Source organism: Asanoa sp. NPDC050611 (assembly GCF_040654855.1).
Lineage (GTDB): Bacteria > Actinomycetota > Actinomycetes > Mycobacteriales > Micromonosporaceae > Asanoa.
Genome location: NZ_JBFAIU010000612.1, coordinates 1 through 2,233, shown reverse-complemented (window position 1 = coordinate 2,233; position 2,233 = coordinate 1). Strand labels below are relative to the sequence as shown.

Below are 2,233 nucleotides of genomic sequence, written 5' to 3'. Positions count from 1 at the left end.
GCCGCGCCGTACTCCGTGACGAAGTCGCCGAGGGCGGAGGCGAGCTCGGCCGGGGTCAACGGGTAGTGCGCCCCGTCCGCGGTCAGCAGCTCGCCGAACCGCTGCGCGACCGGCGCCAGCGTGTACTTCGGGTCGGGCGCGCCCTTCGGGCGGCCCAGGTGCGACATCACGACCACGGCGGCGCCCGCGTCGCGCAGCGCCTCGATGGTCGGCAGGACCGCCCGGATGCGGCCGTCGTCGGCGATCACGCCGGGCTTGTCCTTCTCGAAGGGGACGTTCAGGTCGGCGCGCACCAGGACGCGCCGACCCGCGACTCCCTCCGCGAGGAGATCGTCAAGCGTCTTCATGATCGTCAGAGCGAGGTCCCGACGAGCTTGACCAGGTCCACCAGGCGGTTCGAGTAGCCCCACTCGTTGTCGTACCAGCCGACGACCTTGACCTGGTTGCCGATGACCTTGGTCAGGCCCGAGTCGAAGATGCACGACGCCGGGTCGGTGACGATGTCGCTGGAGACGATCTCGTCCTCGGTGTAGGTCAGGTAGCCGTTGAGCGCACCCGCGGCGGCTTCCTTCATCGCGTTGTTGACCTCTTCGACGGAGGTCTCGCGGCCCACGTTGACGGTGAGGTCGGTGGCCGAGCCGGTCGGGATCGGCACGCGCAGCGCGTAACCGTCGAGCTTGCCCTTGAGCTCCGGCAGCACGAGGCCGATGGCCTTGGCGGCACCGGTCGAGGTCGGCACGATGTTGAGCGCCGCCGCGCGGGCCCGGCGCAGGTCCTTGTGCGGGCCGTCCTGCAGGTTCTGGTCCTGCGTGTACGCGTGGATCGTGGTCATCAGGCCGTGCTGGATCGTGAACGTGTCGTGCAGCACCTTGGCCATCGGGGCGAGGCAGTTGGTGGTGCAGGAGGCGTTCGAGATGATCGTGTGCTTGGCCGGGTCGTACTGGCTGTCGTTGACACCCATGACGACCGTCACGTCCTCGTGCTTGGCCGGCGCGGAGATGATGACCTTCTTCGCACCGCCGTCGACGTGCGCCCGTGCCTTGGTGGCATCGGTGAACAGGCCGGTCGACTCGATCACGACGTCGGCACCCAGGTCGCCCCAGGGCAGCTTGCCCGGGTCGCGCTCGGCGAACACCTTGAACGTCTGGCTGCCGACCGAGATCTCGTCGGAGGTCGCCTTCACCTCGTAGGGCAGCCGGCCCAGGATCGAGTCGTACTTGAGCAGGTGGGCCAGGGTGGCGTTGTCGGTGAGGTCGTTGGCGCCGACCAGCTGGATGTCCGCCCCAGAGGCGAGGACGGCCCGGAAGAAGTTGCGGCCGATGCGGCCGAAACCGTTGATGCCAACCCGGATGGTCACAGGTTTCATCTCCTCGATGATGAGATAGCCGGCGGCCGCGGTTCCGTCCGCGTACGCCGGCCGGTGTTAGAACCGGTTGCCGGCCCCGTCGCCGTACCTGACGACCCTATCTGAGGCCCCTCTTGAACTGCTCGGCAGGGCGCTTCTCAGACCACCAGCATGTCGGGCGTCACAGCCGCCTCGGTGTCCGGAATGCCCAGATCGCGTGCCCGCTTGTCGGCCAGCGCCAGCAGGCGCCGGATCCGGCCCGCGATCGCGTCCTTGGTCAGCGGCGGGTCGGCCAGGGCGCCCAGCTCCTCCAGGGAGGCCTGGCGGTGGTCGAGGCGCAGCCGCCCGGCCGAGGTCAGGTGCTGCGGCGCGTCGTCGGCGAGGATCTCCAGCGCGCGGGTGACCCGGGCCGCGGCGGCCACCGCCGCGCGCGCCGAGCGGCGCAGGTTGGCGTCGTCGAAGTTGGCCAGCCGGTTGGCGGTGGCCCGGACCTCGCGGCGGACCCGGCGCTCCTCCCAGGCCAGCACGCTGCTGTGCGCGCCGATCCGGGTGAGCAGCGCGGAGATCGCGTCGCCGTCCTTGACGACGACCCGGTCGACGCCGCGGACCTCGCGGGCCTTGGCGGTGATGCCGATCCGGCGGGCCGCGCCGACCAGGGCCAGCGCCGACTCGGGGCCCGGGCAGGTGATCTCCAGGGCGCTGGAGCGGCCGGGCTCGGTCAGCGAGCCGTGCGCCATGAACGCGCCCCGCCAGGCCGCCACCGAGCAGCACACGTTGCCGGAGACCACGTGCTGGGGCAGCCCGCGGGCCAGCAGCGCGGTCGGTAGGTACGGCAGTGCCCAGGCGAGCGCGAACAGGCTCGGGCCGGCGGCGCCGCTGAGCGCGACC

At 71.1% G+C, this 2,233-nt stretch carries 3 protein-coding genes; all 3 read right to left on the bottom strand.

All coding sequences use genetic code 11. The features are described from left to right. The coding region (gene pgk, locus AB0H87_RS40935; protein ID WP_360158983.1) for a phosphoglycerate kinase at positions 1–347 on the bottom strand (347 nt) is incomplete at its 3' end. A gap of 5 nt (positions 348–352) precedes the next feature. Next, a complete protein-coding gene (gap, locus tag AB0H87_RS40930; RefSeq protein WP_360158986.1) occupies positions 353–1,357 on the bottom strand; it encodes a type I glyceraldehyde-3-phosphate dehydrogenase in 1,005 nt (334 codons plus the stop codon). A gap of 146 nt (positions 1,358–1,503) precedes the next feature. Next, the coding region (gene whiA, locus AB0H87_RS40925) for a DNA-binding protein WhiA (RefSeq protein ID WP_360158980.1) at positions 1,504–2,233 on the bottom strand (730 nt) is incomplete at its 5' end.